Source organism: Planotetraspora sp. A-T 1434 (assembly GCF_025420585.1).
Taxonomy (GTDB): domain Bacteria; phylum Actinomycetota; class Actinomycetes; order Streptosporangiales; family Streptosporangiaceae; genus JAOEGB01.
In genome coordinates this window covers 69,188-85,207 of record NZ_JAOEGB010000028.1, presented here as the reverse complement: position 1 = coordinate 85,207, position 16,020 = coordinate 69,188, and the positions used below count along the sequence as shown (strand labels likewise).

The 16,020-nt window shown below is 69.9% G+C and carries 11 protein-coding genes; 6 read left to right on the top strand and 5 right to left on the bottom strand.

Annotated elements, in window-relative coordinates; translation table 11 throughout:
• Positions 1–140 precede the first annotated feature (140 nt).
• Together N5079_RS29475 and N5079_RS29470 are read left to right on the top strand one after the other, a co-directional pair.
• Entirely contained in the window at positions 141–659 is a 519-nt protein-coding gene (locus N5079_RS29475) for an RNA polymerase sigma factor (RefSeq protein ID WP_261587415.1), read from the top strand.
• A 2-nt stretch (positions 660–661) separates the two neighbouring features.
• Entirely contained in the window at positions 662–1,669 is a 1,008-nt protein-coding gene (locus N5079_RS29470) for a YbgA family protein (protein ID WP_261587414.1), read from the top strand.
• A 97-nt stretch (positions 1,670–1,766) separates the two neighbouring features.
• Here the strand turns inward: N5079_RS29470 and N5079_RS29465 are convergent, their stop codons facing one another.
• Complete coding sequence (locus N5079_RS29465) at positions 1,767–2,261, bottom strand: MarR family winged helix-turn-helix transcriptional regulator (protein ID WP_261587413.1); 495 nt, start codon at positions 2,259–2,261, stop codon at positions 1,767–1,769.
• A 129-nt stretch (positions 2,262–2,390) separates the two neighbouring features.
• Here N5079_RS29465 and N5079_RS29460 point away from each other — a divergent pair, with 129 nt between their 5' ends.
• From N5079_RS29460 to thrS, 3 genes are all read left to right on the top strand, one after another.
• On the top strand, positions 2,391–4,742 hold the full coding sequence (locus tag N5079_RS29460; protein ID WP_261587412.1) for a phosphoketolase: 2,352 nt from the start codon (positions 2,391–2,393) through the stop codon (positions 4,740–4,742).
• Between the two features lie 158 nt (positions 4,743–4,900).
• Complete coding sequence (locus tag N5079_RS29455) at positions 4,901–5,470, top strand: glycoside hydrolase family 25 protein (protein ID WP_261587411.1); 570 nt, start codon at positions 4,901–4,903, stop codon at positions 5,468–5,470.
• Between the two features lie 133 nt (positions 5,471–5,603).
• Positions 5,604–7,580, top strand: coding sequence for a threonine--tRNA ligase (thrS, locus tag N5079_RS29450; protein WP_261587410.1), 1,977 nt, complete (start codon positions 5,604–5,606; stop codon positions 7,578–7,580).
• A 176-nt stretch (positions 7,581–7,756) separates the two neighbouring features.
• Here the strand turns inward: thrS and N5079_RS29445 are convergent, their stop codons facing one another.
• Positions 7,757–8,425, bottom strand: a complete 669-nt coding sequence (locus N5079_RS29445; protein WP_261587409.1) for an Asp23/Gls24 family envelope stress response protein — start codon at positions 8,423–8,425, stop codon at positions 7,757–7,759.
• Positions 8,426–8,631: 206 nt separating this feature from the next.
• Between N5079_RS29445 and N5079_RS29440 the strand changes: the two genes are divergently transcribed.
• Positions 8,632–9,180, top strand: a complete 549-nt coding sequence (locus tag N5079_RS29440) for an HIT family protein (protein ID WP_261587408.1) — start codon at positions 8,632–8,634, stop codon at positions 9,178–9,180.
• Between the two features lie 85 nt (positions 9,181–9,265).
• Here the strand turns inward: N5079_RS29440 and N5079_RS29435 are convergent, their stop codons facing one another.
• From N5079_RS29435 to N5079_RS29425, 3 genes are all read right to left on the bottom strand, one after another.
• Positions 9,266–11,419, bottom strand: a complete 2,154-nt coding sequence (locus tag N5079_RS29435) for a hypothetical protein (protein WP_261587407.1) — start codon at positions 11,417–11,419, stop codon at positions 9,266–9,268.
• Positions 11,420–11,799: 380 nt separating this feature from the next.
• A complete protein-coding gene (locus N5079_RS29430; protein ID WP_261587406.1) occupies positions 11,800–13,521 on the bottom strand; it encodes a glycoside hydrolase family 10 protein in 1,722 nt (573 codons plus the stop codon).
• Positions 13,522–13,699: 178 nt separating this feature from the next.
• Positions 13,700–15,829 (bottom strand): elongation factor G-like protein EF-G2, encoded by a 2,130-nt coding sequence (locus N5079_RS29425; RefSeq protein WP_261587405.1) that lies wholly within the window; start codon positions 15,827–15,829, stop codon positions 13,700–13,702.
• Positions 15,830–16,020 lie beyond the last annotated feature (191 nt).

The window sequence follows — 16,020 nt, the reverse complement described above, 5'->3', positions numbered from 1 at the left end:
GGAACCGCGCGCCGTCGCGGGTGCCTTTACGGAACCGTGCCCTGGGCCTTTGGCAAACCCGTGTCCGAAGCGGTTGCGCCTCTTACCCACGAGCGGATATGAATAGGTTTTGAATAAGTTTCTCAGGCAGGGGACATCGTATGAACGACTCGCTGGAGTTCCGCCTCGCCTCTGGAGACGCGGGAGCGCTGGGGGAGTGCTACCACGCGCACGCGCCCGCGGTCCGCTCCTACCTGCGGCGGCTTGTGCCGCAGGAGGACGTGGACGACGTGCTGCAGGTCGTGTTCACCGAGGTGTGGCGCTCGCGGAGCCGGTTCGACCCGGCGAGGAGCCTCCCCGCATGGCTGTTGGGAATCGCCCACAACCGGGCGGTGGACCATCTCAGGGCGCGCAGGCCGCAGACCGTGCCGCTGGAGGCGGTGGCCGACCCGGCAGGGCCGGACGGCCGGATCGACGGCGACGAGCTGGCCCACCGCGACGAGGTCCGCAGGGCGCTGGAGGAGCTGCCCGACGTCCAGCGCCAGGCCATCGAGCTCGCCTACTACGGCGACCTGACGCAGCGGCAGATCGCCGACCGGCTGCGGGTGCCGATCGGCACGGTCAAGGCCCGTACGGCACGCGGCCTGCATCGCCTGGCGACGCTTCTACCGGCGGCCTGATCATGGACCAGGTCAGGCCCCGTGTCGCGGTGTCGAGCTGTCTGCTCGGCGAGCCGGTGCGGTACAACGGGGGCCACAGCCGCGACCGGTTTCTCTCCGGAGCACTGTCGGACCATGTCGAGTGGGTGCCGATCTGCCCGGAGATGGAGATCGGCCTGGGCAGCCCCCGGGAGACGCTCCGCCTCGAACGCGGGCCTGACGGACCCCGGCTGATGACTCGCCGGACGCGGACGGATCTCACCGCGCCCATGGCGAGTCTGGCCACGGCCCGGGCGGCGGCGCTCGACGTGGACGGCTACGTGTTCAAGGCCAAGAGCCCGAGCTGCGGCATCCACGGCATCCCGATCTACGCGTCCTCCGGCACCCCTGATGGCCCCGAGGCCGCCGCCGACGCCGCCGCGGCCCCGGCGTCCGGGAACGTCGTGGACCGGCGCGGCAGGGGCCTGTTCGCCGGAGCGGTGATGGACGCCCATCCATCGCTGCCCGTGGAGGACGAGGGGCGGTTGCACGACGCCGTCCTGCGCGAGGCGTTCGTTGAGCGGATCTTCGCGGTGGCACGGCTGCGGAGTCTCCTGAAGAGCGACTGGCGGCCCCACGACCTGGTGGCCTTTCACGCCCGCCACAAGATGCAGCTTCTCGCCCACGCACCCGACGCGTACCGGGGGCTGGGCAGGATCGTGGCCGAGGCCGGCGCGCGCCCGCATGACACGCTCGCCGTGTCCTACAGCGAGGCGTTCCGTACGGCACTCGCCGCCAAGGCCACCATCGGGCGCAACGTCAACGTCCTGCACCACTGCCTCGGCATGATCAGCGACCACCTCGACCCGGCCCGCCGTGCCGATCTGGTTGAGGTCATCGAGTCGTACCAGGCCCGTCGCGTCGCGCTCTGCGTGCCCGTGACGCTGCTCCGCCACCACGCCCGAGGGGAGGGCGCCGCCTACGTGCGCGACCAGACCTACTTCTCGCCCTACCCGGAGGACCTCGGGCTGCGCAACCACGTCGTGTCCTGAGTCCTGCGGGTGGACGCCGTTGGCCACGGCCCCAACGCCTCCGTCGGCCGACACCACCGTCCGGCCTGAGCGCGTTCCGCCGCGCGTCGGATAACCGTCAGGTGGTGGCCTCCCCGGTCGGCGCGGTGAAGGTGGGAGGGCATTCGATGCCCGACAGGATCGTGGAAAGGATGTCGTGGAACTGGCGTATCTGGTCGCGGGTGAGGGGGTCGAAGAGGAAGCGCCGCACCTCCTCGACGTGGCCCGGCGCGGCCTCGGCCAGAGCCTTGAAGCCCTCGTCGGACAGCTCGGCCACGGTGGCGCGCCGGTCCTCGGGATGCTTGACCCGGCGGACCCAGCCCTTCTCCTCCAGCCGCGCCATGGCGTGCGAGAGCCGGCTCGCGGAGAACTGGGTGACGACGCCGAGCTGGGTCATGGTCATCGTGCGTCCCGGCGACTCCGAGAGGCACACGAGGATCATGTAGTAGGCGTGAGGCATGCCCGAGTCGCGCTGCAACTGCCGTTCGAGCGCCTCCTGGAGCAGGTGGCTCGTGGACAGGTACGCGCGCCAGGTCCGCTGCTCCTCGTCGTCAAGCCACCGCGTCTCGGACATGACCCAAGCCTACCGATGCTCTTGAGATTTCAAATCTTCGCAGCTCACACGCGCCGGGCCCGGCCCCACCCCCGCAGGACAGCCCGGTTCGTACGGGTTTGAATCCCTCAGGGGAGGAACTGTCGAAACATGGACGAACTCGCGAAGGTCGACGCCTATTGGCGGGCCGCGAACTATCTGGCGGTCGGGCAGATCTATCTGCTGGACAACCCGCTGCTGGGTGAGCCGCTGCGGCCGGAGCACATCAAGCCGCGGCTGCTCGGCCACTGGGGGACCACGCCGGGCCTGAACTTCTGCTTCGCGCATCTGAACCGGGTGATCCGGGAGCGCGACCAGGACATGATCTACATCTGTGGTCCCGGGCACGGCGGCCCCGCGGCGGTCGCGCACGCCTGGCTGGAGGGGACCTACACCGAGCTGTATCCCCACGTCAGCCAGGACGCCGAGGGGATGCGGCGGCTGTTTCGGCAGTTCTCGTTCCCTGGGGGCATTCCGAGTCATGTGGCTCCGGAGACGCCGGGGTCGATCCATGAGGGCGGGGAGTTGGGGTATGCGCTCTCCCACGCCTACGGCGCGGCGTACGACAATCCGGGTCTTGTGGTGGCGTGTGTCATCGGTGACGGTGAGGCGGAGACCGGGCCGCTGGCGACCGGCTGGCACTCAAACAAGTTCCTCAACCGGGAGAAGGACGGGGTCGTGCTGCCGATCCTGCACCTGAACGGCTACAAGATCGCCAATCCCACCGTGCTCGCCAGGATCCCGGAGAACGAGCTGGTCAAGCTCATCGAGGGGTACGGGTATCGCCCGCATATCGTGGCCGGGGACGACCCCGCCGTCGTCCACCAGGTGATGGCCGAGACGCTCGACACGGTCTTCGGCGAAATCGCCGAATACAAGGAGGGCGGGGACCGCAGGCTCCCGATGATCGTCCTGCGTACGCCGAAGGGATGGACGGGCCCCCGCGAGGTCGACGGCGTCCCTGTCGAGGGGACGTGGCGGGCGCACCAGGTGCCCCTCGCCGCCGTCCGCGACAACGGCGAACATCGCGCGATGCTGGAGGAGTGGATGCGGTCCTACCGGCCGCAGGAGCTGTTCGACCCCGAGGGCAAGCCGAAGACCGAGATCCTCGACACTGTGCCCGAGGGCGCGCGCCGGATGAGCGCCAGCCCGCACGCCAACGGCGGCGAGTTGCTGCGGCCGCTCGTGCTGCCGGACTTCCGTGACCACGCGGTGGAGGTCAAGTCGCCGGCTTCGACGACGAGCGAGCCGACCCGGGTGCTGGGCGGTTTCCTGCGGGATGTGATCGCGGCCAACCCGGACAACTTCCGGTTGATGGGCCCGGACGAGACCGCGTCCAACCGGCTGACGGCGGTGTTCGAGGTCACCGGCAAGGCCTGGGACGCCGAGGTTCTCCCGACCGACGAGAACCTCTCGCCCGATGGCCGGGTGATGGAGGTGCTCAGTGAGCATCAGTGCCAGGGGTGGTTGGAGGGCTACCTCCTGACCGGCCGTCACGGGTTGTTCAACTGTTATGAGGCGTTCATCCATATCGTGGATGCGATGTTCAACCAGCACGCCAAGTGGTTGGAGGCCAGCCGGAGGATCACCTGGCGGCGGCCGGTGGCGTCGCTGAACTATCTGTTGTCGTCGCATGTGTGGCGGCAGGATCACAACGGTTTCAGCCATCAGGATCCGGGTTTTCTGGATGTGGTGGTGAACAAGAAGGCCGAGGTTGTGCGGGTTTATTTGCCGCCGGACGCGAACACGCTGCTGTCGGTGGCCGATCACTGCCTGCGGTCTCGTGACTACGTCAATGTGGTGGTGGCTGGCAAGCAGCCGGTGCTCGATCTGTTCACGATGGACGAGGCGATCGCCCACTGCACGCGTGGTCTGGGCATCATCGGCTGGGCCTCCACCGACCAGGGTCAGGAGCCCGACGTTGTTCTGGCGTGCGCGGGTGATGTGCCGGCTTTGGAGACGCTCGCCGCTGCCGCGCTGCTGCGTGAGCATCTGCCCGAGTTGAAGGTCCGCGTGGTCAACGTTGTCGACCTGATGCGGCTCCAGCCGCCGTCGGAGCATCCGCACGGGATGAGGGACGCGGAGTTCGACACCGTCTTCACGGCCGACAGACCGATCATCTTCAACTTCCACGGCTACCCCTGGCTGATCCACCGGCTGACCTATCGGCGGAACGGCCACGACAACCTCCACGTGCGGGGTTACAAGGAGGAGGGCACCACCACCACGCCCTTCGACATGGCGATGCTCAACGACATCGACCGCTTCCACCTCGTCATGGACGTGATCGACCGCGTCCCCGGCCTGGCGACCAGGGCGGCGGGGCTCCGGCAGCACATGGCCGACGCCCGCCTCCGCGCCCGGGCGTACACCCGCGAGCACGGCGAGGACCCCGCCGAGATCCGCGACTGGACCTGGCCCTATGGCCGTGATCATGCAGACGTTCCCGCGCATGACATGTGACCTGCTCAAACCTGGTCCGTGATCATGCACGTGTTCCCGGGTAGGGCACAGGCCTGCTGGAACCCATGCGTGATCATGCACGGGGGAGACCCGCGCGGATCGACGTCGTTCGGCGAAAGGGCTCGCGGGCCGATCACATCGTCATTAGGGTCTTAGCGATGATCCAGGGCATAGACGTCTCCGACTGGCGGCCCTCCGTCGACTGGAACGGGGCCGTGTTCGGGTTCGCGCGGGCGACCGAAGGCGACACCGAGACGGACCCCGCCTTCGACCGGCACCGGGCGGCCATGGAGCGGGCCGGTGTGCTGTCCGGCGCGTACCACGTGGCGCGGCCGGCCGGCGACCCCGCCGTCCAGGCCCGCCACTTTCTCGATCACGCGGGAGCGGGTCTGCTCGCCGTCGATCTGCGCACCTCGGACGGCCTGCCGCCGGCCGAGGTGGCCGCCTTCGCCCGGCGCTGGTGCGCCGAGGTCGGGAGGCTGGCCGGGGTCTCACCGATCGTCCGCACCGTGCGCCACTTCGCCGCCGAGGGGAACTGCGAGGGCCTGGGGGAGCTTCCGCTGTGGATCGCCGCGCCGGGACGTCCCATGGGCAAGCCGGCCGTACCGGCGCCGTGGACGACCTGGGCCCTGCACCAGTACTCGAACAGTCCCGTGAACCTGAACGTCTTCGCCGGGTCCCTGGAGGAGCTGGCCGCTGTCGCCGCGCGGGAGTCGCGGGGGCGTTAAGCGCGCGAATTCGGGGTGGCGGCACCGGTAGCATCGGATGCGGGAGGCCCTCATAACACAAGCCGCCCGGCTCTCGCGGCCGGGTTGTCTCCCGGGGTCCCCGCAAGAACCCGTTCCCGAGCAAGGAGACACCGTGTCTGCCGCCCTAGAAATACACATCACCCTCGCCGGAGCCGAGCGCGTGGTGGCGGCGGGCACGACGGCCGGGGAAGCGCTGGAAGCCGACGGCAGGTCGGTCGTCGCCGCCCGGATCAACGGAGAGCTGCGCGACCTGGCCGCCGAGGTGGCCGAGGGCGACGTCGTCGAGCCGGTGGCCATCGACAGCCCGGACGGCCGGGCCATCCTGCGGCACTCCACCGCCCACGTCATGGCCCAGGCCGTCCAGGAGATCTTCCCCGAGGCGAAGCTCGGCATCGGGCCGCCCGTGGAGAACGGCTTCTACTACGACTTCGACGTCAAGCAGCCGTTCACCCCTGACGACCTCAAGCGCGTCGAGAAGCGCATGCGGGAGATCGTCAAGCAGGGCCAGACCTTCCGGCGGCGGCCGGTGTCGGACGACGACGCCCGTGAGGAGCTCGCGGCCGAGCCGTACAAGCTGGAGCTGATCGACCTGAAGGGCGGCGCGGCCGACTCGGAGGACGGCGCGAACGTCGAGGTGGGCGGCGCGGAGCTGACCATCTACGACAACCTGGACCCGAAGTCGGGCGAGCTGTGCTGGAAGGACCTGTGCCGCGGGCCGCACCTGCCGACCACCCGCGTGATCCCGGCGTTCAAGCTCATGCGCTCCGGCGGAGCCTACTGGCGGGGCAGCGAGAAGAACCCGCAGCTCCAGCGCATCTATGGCACCGCGTGGGAGTCCCGCGAGAAGCAGGACGAGTACCTCCACCTGCTGGAGGAGGCCGAGAAGCGCGACCACCGCAAGCTCGGCGCGGAGCTCGACCTGTTCAGCTTCCCCGACGAGCTGGGCTCGGGCCTGCCGGTCTTCCACCCCAAGGGCGGCATCATCCGCCGGCTCATGGAGGACTACTCGCGCCGTAGGCACGAGGAGGCGGGCTACTCCTTCGTCAACACGCCGCACATCACGAAGGAGCACCTCTACAAGGTCTCCGGGCACCTCGACTGGTACGCGGACGGCATGTTCCCGCCCATGGAGCTGGAGGGCGCGCGCTACTACCTGAAGCCGATGAACTGCCCGATGCACAACCTGATCTTCAGGGCGCGCGGGCGGTCCTACCGCGAGCTGCCGCTCCGGCTGTTCGAGTTCGGCACGGTCTACCGCTACGAGAAGTCCGGCGTGGTGCACGGCCTCACCCGCGTCCGCGGCCTCACCCAGGACGACGCGCACATCTACTGCACCCGCGACCAGATGCGCGACGAGCTGAAGTCGCTGCTGCGCTTCGTGCTCGAACTGCTGCGCGACTACGGCCTCGACGACTTCTACCTGGAGTTGTCGACCAAGGACCCAGTCAAGTACGTCGGCACCGACGAGGCGTGGGAGGAGGCGACCGAGACTCTGCGGGAGGTCGCCGAGTCCGAGAAGCTGGAGCTGGTGCTCGACCCGGGCGGCGCCGCGTTCTACGGCCCGAAGATCTCGGTGCAGGCGCGTGACGCCATCGGCCGGTCGTGGCAGATGTCGACCATCCAGCTCGACTTCAACCTGCCCGAGCGTTTCGAGCTGGAGTTTCAGGCGGCCGACGGCTCGCGTCAGCAGCCGGTGATGATCCACCGGGCGCTGTTCGGGTCGATCGAGCGGTTCTTCGGCGTGCTGGTCGAGCACTACGCGGGCGCGTTCCCTCCCTGGCTCGCCCCGGTGCAGGTCATCGGCATCCCGATCGCCGACGCCCACGCCCCCTACCTCCAGGACGTCGCGAAGCGGCTGCGGGAGCGGGGCATCCGGGTCGAGGTCGACGTCGCCGACGACCGGATGCAGAAGAAGATCCGCAACGCGCAGAAGGCCAAGGTGCCGTTCATGCTGCTGGCCGGCGACGACGACGTGGCCGCCGGCGCGGTGTCGTTCCGCTACCGGAACGGCGAGCAGAAGAACGGCGTCCCGATCGACGAGGCCATCGCGGAGATCGTCGACGCGGTGGAGCGCCGCATCCAGGTCTGACCGCCCACCCCGGCGTGATCATGCACGAATGCCCGGATCCAGGGGCTGACCGGCCACAACATCCGGTGTGATCATGCACAGGTTCCGTGTCAGCTCCTCTTGGTACGGCTCGCGCCCCTGTGGGAGCGAGCCGTACCGGATCTGAGAAACCCTGAGACCTGAGAAGCCCCTGGACCTCAGAAGGCGTCGTCCTGGTGGGTGGAGGACACGGCGACCTCGCCGGGCAGGCGGACGTCGTCCACGGTCACGTTGACCTCGACCACCCGCATGCCGAGCATCCGGCTGACCGACCTGGCGACATTGGTCTTGACCTCGTTCGCCACTTCCATGACCACATGGCCGTACTCGATGACGATGGTGACGTCCACGGCCACCTGACGGTCCTGGATCTGCGCCCGGACGCCCTGGTTGGCCCGCTTGGTCCCGAGCCCGATGCGGTCGCGCACGTTCTCGAACGCCCGCTCCAGGTCGCCGCCGAGGTCGGCGACGCCGGGGATCTCCAGCGCGGCGAGCGCGGCGACCTTCTCGACGACCTCGTCGGCCACCTTGATCCGGCCCTTGACGACGGCGGCCGTGAGCGGGTCCGCCGCGGGCTGGATCCTGCTGACCTGCTCCTGCGTGCCGTACGGGGACTGGCGGGGCGTGCCGGCCTCTCCGAAGAGCCGGCCGACCGGCTCGTCCGCCTGCTCGTCCGCCTGCTCGTCCCGCTGCCGGCCGAGTTCCCGCTCGAGCTGCTGCTCGACCTGCTGCTCGACCTGCTGCTCGACCTGGTGGCCGGCCGGCTCCTCGACGGGATCGTGGTCTCCGGAGGGATGGATCGACTCCACTGCGACGACGTCGGTCATGTGCAACTCCTCGGCGGTTGAGGGCCCCCGCGGGCTCCGCGCAGCGGAATTCTGCCGGAAGATCGAATGCTTTGTCCCGCATAAAGCCCGGCCGACATGGGGAGATCCGTGCGTCATATGCTGCTTCACATGCGGCAGGTGCGGCGATCCGGCAGCGTGGCCCAGCCGACCAACAGGGGACGGCGAACAAGGAGGAGAGGGCGACCGTGAGCTCAGACCCGATCGAGCAGGGCGGCGTCGGGGTGCCCGACAACTTCCAGCGGCTCTGGACTCCCCATCGGATGGCCTACATCAAGGGCGAGAACAAGCCCAGCGGGTCGGGGGAGAACGACGGCTGCCCGTTCTGCGAGATCCCCAAGATGCCGGACGAGGACGGCCTGATCGTCGCCCGCGGCTCCGCCGTCTACGCCGTGCTCAACCTGTACCCGTACAATTCCGGCCATCTGATGGTCTGCCCGTACCGGCACGTGGCCGACTACGCGGACCTGGACGAGGCGGAGACCGCCGAGCTGGCCGAGTTCACCAAGCGGTCGACCCAGGCGCTCAGGAAGGCCAGCGGAGCCCAGGGGTTCAACGTAGGCATGAACCTCGGCAGCGTGGCGGGGGCGGGCATCGCCGCCCACCTGCACCAGCACGTGGTGCCCCGGTGGGGCGGCGACACGAACTTCATGCCCGTGGTCGGGCACACCAAGGTCCTTCCGCAGCTCCTGCGCGACACCCGGGAGTTGCTGGCGGACGCCTGGCCCGTCTCCTGACGCCCTCGCTCGGCCCCCGGCCCGTGCCTAGATCGGGCCCGTGCCTAGATCGGGCCCGGGTCGAATCGGCGCGGTTCGGACGGCGTCAGGGCGCGGGGCTGGGCTCCGGCCGGGGTGCCGGGCCGGAGACGGGCTCGCCCACCTGGAGGGCCCGGATCCCGGCGCTGAGGACGAGCGGGACGGCCAGCGCGAGCGCCATGGACAGCACGGCGGCCCCCGAGTCGTTGACCAGCATGCCGACCACCCCGCTGACCAGCGCGCCCAGCAGGCCCGCCTTGAGCATCGGCGCCCGCTCGAACGCCACGGGGAGCACGCCCGCGCTCGCCGCTCCCGGCCGGAACAGCGCGAAGATCAGGAACGCGAACGCGGCGATGACCACCGGCATCAGGTTGGGGCTGATGAGCGTGTGGAGCATCGCCCCGAGCTTGCGCGAGATCACCGGCAGGAACGTGCCGTCGAGGACCTGTCCGACGAACCGCCCGAGATGGGTCTGGTCGGCCGCGGGACGCAGGTAGTCGAGGTAGGCGATGGCCATGACGACGACGCCGCCCGCCACGCAGAACGCTCCGAGCCTGACGACCGAGACCCGCTTGCCGGCCACGAGGAGCGCCGCCACGGCGATGCCCGGCACGAACGCGATCACGCCGCCGAAGTCGCTGCCCACGCCCGGCCAGCCGTCCAGCAGCATCGCGAAGCAGCCCAGGCCGGCCACCAGGCCCACGCCCAGGACCTTGTGGCCCGACCGGGCGAGCCCGTCGGCGATCGCCGTCGTGACGAGCAGGACGGCGGTCGCGAGCAGCGCGAACGGGATGTTGCCGAGGCCGTAGTAGCGGGCGCCGACCACGCCCGTGTACCCCATCACGCTGTTGAGCTGGAGCGGCGTGCCCGTCAGGAGGTCGGCGAGCAGGACCCCCGCCGTGACGGCCGCGACCACCACGGGCGGCCCGAGCACGCTCCTGCGCCACGGCCCCGCGAGGGCGATCACGCTCAGCACCGCCGCCGTCGCCAGGATTGCCGCCACCAGCACGAGCGTCGGCTGTGCCGTACGCGCCCACGGGGTCAGGTTGACGAGGTAGGTCGAGACGGGGATCGAGGCGAGTGCGACCGCGGCGATCCGGACCCCGCCCAGGCCCTCCCGGCGGCGCAGCAGCAGGAACGCGGTGACGTAGAACAGCACCTGGAGAACGGCCAGGGACGTGAAGAAGACGCCGCCCATGTTCCTGATCGTCTGGCCGGCCACATCGGCGATCTTGAGCGCGTCGACCCGCTGCGCCACGGTCCGCTCACCGGCGGCGTGGGTCTCGGCGGGCACCCCCACGACCGTCGCCGGGACGGAGCCGGCGACCTGGTTCAGCATTGTGGCGGTGAGGTCCGGGACGATCAACATGTCGTCGCGGTGGGTAGACCGGGCGCCGAGCGTGAAGGCCTGAGCTCCGCCCGTCTTCAGGGCCGGGCCGTACAGCATGGCCGCGCGGAGGTGCGGGACCGGGCCGTGGTCGGAGAGCCCGGCGACGAGGATCGTGCTGGCGCGCAGGTGGGGGAGGACGGCGGCGAGCTTCGCGTCGGCCGCGCGGACAAGGGCCCGGCGGGCCTCGGGAGCGAGCTTCTCGGTGGTGAGCGTGACCTTGCCGTCCTCGATGTACGGCGCGGCCACGTCGTCGAGGTCCACCGCGACGACCGGGCAGCGGGCCCAGTCGGCGACCTTGGCCGGGGTGCCGGCGTACACGTCGACCTTGCCCTGCCGGTCGGCCAGGGCGAGCGCCGCCCCCGGGCCGACGGCCATCGTGCACTGCCGGGCGTCGTGGACGGCCTGGCCGAGCGTGCCCGCGTACCGCCTGCTCTCGTCAGGGAGGAGGCTCAGGTCGGGTACGACGGCGCCCTCGCCCTGCGGGGCCGGGGCGGGCGGAAGGCCGCACCTGTGCCCCACGGCCGACCGGACTCCCGCCGAGACGGTGAGCCACCCGTCGTACGGGCAGGTGATGTTGCCCACGGTCCGCACGGAGAGCGAGCCGAGGGCGCTCGATCCGGCGAGGCTCCAGAGGTTCGGCGTGTCGGAGGGGGTGACGTCGCTCCACATGAGGCCCGGCACGCCGATGAGGACGACCTGCCCCCCCTGAGCCCGTACGGCCTCGCCCCCGGCGGCCTCGGCGGCCCCGGCCGCGTGCGCCATCGCGGAACTCGTGGGCAGGAGCAGGCCGACCAGCATGCCCATCACCAGCGCGACCAGCGCACGCCTCACCGAGACCTCCCCGAAGTCGGGCTCCCCCTCTCAAGGAGAGCAAGGGGCCACCGTAGGGGCAACACGTGTACCCCGTCCACGTTCACCGCTTCCGCCGGCGCGGGCACGCGCCGCCGCTTCCGGCGTGATCATGCGGATTTTCGCGTCCACGCTACCGGACCAGCGTCAACCCTGTACGTGATCATGCACAAGTTCCCGGAAAGGCCCTTTGCGCCGGTCTGACGCAATCGGTGATCATGCAGGTGCCAGATCACGGAGAGCGTTTGCCAGGCCAAGCGCCATCAACGGGAATCCGTGCATGATCACCGATGGGGGTTGGGGCAGGTGGGAAGCCGTTCCCCGGAACCCGTGCATGATCACGACATGATCACGCGCGAGCATCACACTCCGGGGACCCCGGGGGTGGGGGCGCTTTCGTTGTTGAGGCGGTCAAGGGCGGTGACGTAGTAGGTCCCGGGGTCCTTGGTGACGTAGGACGGGGCGGCGCTTCCCGGCACGACGGCCACCAGGTTGCGCGCGTCGGCCAAGGAGCAGTCGCCCGCCCTGCCGTCGACCCGATAGACCGCGTACGCCCGGGCGTCGGGCTGCGCCTGCCACTGGAGCGTGCCGCCGGCGTTCCGCACCCCGCGCGGGGCGGCGGGCGCCTTCGTGTCGAATCCCCTGTCCTTGAGCAGCGGGAGGAGGGGGAGCAGCGCCGGCTTGCTGTAGTGCTGCGTGACGAGGCGGTCAAGGACGGTGAGCGGGTTCTGGACGAGCTGGCTGGCGCTGAAGTAGACGTCGCCGCTGACCTCGGGGTACTTCTGGTTGACGAGCAGGTGGGAGGGCATCTCCGCCGCCTTGGTCCAGGCCGCGGTGTCCCGGGTGCCCACCCGGTAGAGGGCCTGGCCGATGTAGAGGTCGACGCCCGAGCCCTTCACCGCGTTCGCCCACCACGGCACGAGCGTGTCGTAGTCGGCGACCGCGAAGCCGCGCGGCCAGTAGAGCTGGGGGATCAGGTAGTCGACCGACCGCGCCTTGATCCACGCCTTCGCGTCGGCATAAATCTGGTCATAGGCGGACATGCCTTTCGTGTTGGACCCGGCGGGGTCCTCGGCCTTGTTCCGCCAGATCCCGAAGGGGCTGATGCCGAACTTCACGTACGGCTTGGCCGTGTGCACGGCGGCGGAGACCTGCGCGACGAGCCTGTTGACGTTGTCCCGCCGCCAGTCGGCCAGCTTCGCCCCCTTGCCGTACTTCTTGAAGGCCGCCTGGTCGGCGAACCGCGTGCCCTGCCCGGGATAGGGGTAGAAGTAGTCGTCGAAGTGCACGCCGTCCACGTCGTAGCGCTGGACCACGTCGGTGACGACCCGGGTCACCCAGTCGCGCACCTGCGGCAGCCCGGGGTTGTAGTACAGCCCGCCCTCGTGCTTGACGACCCAGTCCGGGTGGATCCGGGCGGGGTGGGACGCCGGGAGCCGGGACAGGTCGGTGGACAAGCCGGCCCGGAACGGGTTGAACCACGCGTGGAACTCCAGGCCGCGCTTGTGCGCCTCGTCCACCAGGAAGGGCAGCGGGTCCCAGCCCGGGTCCTTGCCCGCCGTGCCGGTGAGAACCTCGGACCACGGTTCGAGCGACGACCGGTAGAGCGCGTCGGACGCGGGCCGCACCTGCACGAAGACCGCGTTGAACCGGCGCTTGACCGCGTTGTCCAGGATCTTGACGTACTGCGCCTGCTGCTGGGCGGCGGACAGGCCGGCGCGGGAGGGCCAGTCGAGGTTGTGCACGGTGGCGATCCAGACGCCCCGGAGTTGGCGCTTGCGATACCGGGCGCTGGTCGTGCACGTGACCGCCTCGGCCGCCCGCGATGAGGCGCCGGAGCCCGCCGTGCCAGACGCGCCGGAAGTGCCGGAAGCGCCCGAGGACCCGGACGTCCCGGTGCGCGCCGACCTCCCCGTGGCCGTCTCGTTACCGGTCCGCTCCGTCCTACCCGCCTGCTCGGTCTTGCCCGCCTGCTCGGCCTGCGCCCCGGGTCCGAAAGTGTAGGCGGCGCCCGTGGTGACCGCCGCGACGACGGTCGTGGCGATCAAGGCGCGACGGACGTGTCTGTGGCCCCGTTCGGTCACGTGGCGGCCCTCCCGATTTCCCGATGCATACGGCCATCAGTCTTACATCGGCAAATGGATGGTTTCGCCCGAAAAAAGAAATCGTGTTGTGATGCGGATGTGACGGGAGGCACGTAATGGGATTCCCCGGGCGCCGGCCCGGTGAAACTCCGGCACCCGGGAAACGCCGAAGAAAGTGCTAGTCGGCCGTGGCGGCCATCTTTTCGGCCAGATGGGAGGGCAGCGGTTCGTATCGCAGGAATGTGCGATGGAAGGTCCCGGTGCCGTGAGACATCGAGCGCAGGTCGATGGCGTACCGGGTGATCTCCAGTTCGGGCACCTCCGCCTTCACGAGCGTGCGGCCCGTGCCGACCGGCTCGGTTCCGAGCACCCTGCCCCGGCGCGAGGAGAGGTCGGACATGACGGCCCCCACGAACTCGTCGGAGACCAGGACGGAGACCTCGTCGACGGGCTCCAGCAGCAGGGCCTGAATCTTCGCGGCGGCCTCCTTCAGCGCGAGCTGCCCCGCGATCTGGAAGGCCATGTCCGAGGAGTCCACCGAGTGGGCCTTGCCGTCGTAGAGCGTCACCCGGATGTCCACGACCGGATATCCGGCGACGACCCCGCGCTCCATCTGCGCCCGGACGCCCTTCTCCACGGACGGGATGAACTGCCGGGGCACCACGCCTCCGACGATCCTGTCGACGAACTCCATCCCGCCGCCGGACGGCAGCGGCTCCACCTCGATGTGGCAGATGGCGTACTGCCCGTGGCCGCCGGTCTGCTTGACGTTGCGCCCGGTGCCCTGGGCCTTGCCGCCGAAGGTCTCCCGGAGCGGCACCCGCAGGTCGGTCTTCTCCACCTCGACGCCGTGCCGTTTGGCCAGGCGGTCGAGCAGGACGTCGGCGTGGGCCTCGCCCATGCACCACAGCACGAGCTGGCGGGTCTCGGCGTTGTTCTCCAGCCGGAGCGTCGGGTCCTCGGCCACCAGCCGGGCGAGCGCCTGGCTCAGCTTGTCCTCGTCGGCCTTCGACTTCGCCCTGATCGCGACGGGCAGCAGCGGATCGGGCATCGTCCACGCCGTCATGAGCAGCGGGCGCTCCTTGTCGGACAGCGTGTCGCCGGTCTCGGCGCGGGAGAGCTTGCCGATGGCGCAGATGTCGCCCGCGACGCACTTGGCGAGCGAGCGCTGGATCTTGCCCAGCGGCGAGGTCAGGCCGCCGATCCGCTCGTCCACGTCGTGGTCCTCGTGGCCCCGGTCGGCGAGGCCGTGCCCGGAGACGTGGACGACCATGTCGGGGCGGAGGGTGCCCGAGAACACCCGGACGAGGCTGATCCGGCCGACGTAGGGGTCGCTCGTGGTCTTGACGACCTCGGCGACCAGCGGCCCGTCGGGGTCGGCGGAGATGTTCGCCACGGGCTTGCCGTCGATCGTGGTGATCTCGGGAAGCGGGTGTTCGAGCGGCGACGGGAAGCCCTGCGTGACGATTTCGAGGATCTCCCGCATGCCCACCCCGGGCCCGGCCGCCAGGACGGGGTAGAAGCTGGCCCGCGCGACCGCCTTCTCCAGGTCGTCGATGAGGACCTTGGTGTCGATCTCCTCCCCGGAGAGGTAGCGGTCCATGAGGGACTCGTCCTCGCTCTCCTGGATGATCCCCTCGATCAGCTCGCTCCGGTACTGCTCGATCAGCCCGAGTTGCTCCGCGTCCGGCTCCCGCTCGGTACGGCTGCCGCCGCTGTAGTCGAAGAACCTTTGCGAGAGCAGGCCCAGCAGGCCCGTGCCGTTCACGGGAAGATAGAGGGGCGCGACGCCTTCGCCGAAGACGTCCTGGCAGCTCGCGAGGACTTCGTCGAAGTTGGCCCGCTGGTGGTCGATCTTGGTTATGACCACGGCGCGGGGCATGCCGACCAGGCCGCACTCCTCCCAGAGCATCCGGGTCAGGCCGTCGACGCCCTCGGCCGCCGAGACGACGAACAGCGCCGCGTCGGCCGCGCGCAGCCCGGCGCGCAGGTCGCCGACGAAGTCCGCGTAACCGGGGGTGTCGAGGAGATTGATCTTGATGCCGTTGTGCACGATCGGGGCGACCGACAGGTTGACGGAGCGCTGCTGGCGCACCTCCACCTCGTCGAAGTCACTGACCGTGGTGCCGTCCTCGACCCGCCCGGGGCGCTGGATGGTGCCCGTCGCCGCGAGCAGCGCCTCGACCAGGGTGGTCTTGCCGGCTCCGGAATGGCCGACCAGCACGACATTCCGTACCATGTCCGGCCGATCGGCCGCAGGTGCCCTGCCGGCGGCTCCCGCTGCCGCGCCGGTTGATCTTTCGGCCACATCGCCTCCCGCGTGTCTGAGCGGTCGGGATGGGCGCGTCGCGCGTGCCCCGCGCCGGCCGCTCGTGCCGTCGCTGTCCGCGCCCGTGGCCCCGCCCTCGCGGAGCCCGCGCGGGATGCGACGTCGGGTTTCACCGCACGTCTCACTGCAGGTCATCTCCGCGCGGCCTCGCAGGCGCGTGTTCTTCACCC